The following is a 259-nucleotide window of genomic DNA, read 5'->3' on the forward strand; positions in this document are numbered from 1 at the left end:
GTTTTTTTCAAAATCATCGGCTACATCATGCGCGCGGCGCCGATCGGCGCATTCGGGGCCATGGCCTATACGATCGGGCACTTCGGCCTTGATTCCATCAAGCCGCTGGCGAGTCTGATGCTGTCTGTATACGTTACGATGTTCCTGTTTGTATTTGTCGCTTTGAATATCATTTGCAAACTATTCGGTTTCAGCTTGTGGAACTATCTCCGTTTTATTAAAGATGAACTGCTCATCGTTCTCGGCACAAGCTCTTCTG

Annotated in this window: 1 protein-coding gene; it reads left to right on the plus strand. The window is 47.9% G+C overall.

Features of this window, described 5'->3' with window-relative positions:
• Positions 1–259 (plus strand): cation:dicarboxylate symporter family transporter (locus SB660_RS21745; RefSeq protein WP_410584501.1); only part of this gene is annotated, 259 nt, incomplete at both ends.

The sequence above is a fragment of the Bacillus sp. SIMBA_005 genome (assembly GCF_046535585.1).
Taxonomy (GTDB): domain Bacteria; phylum Bacillota; class Bacilli; order Bacillales; family Bacillaceae; genus Bacillus; species Bacillus pumilus.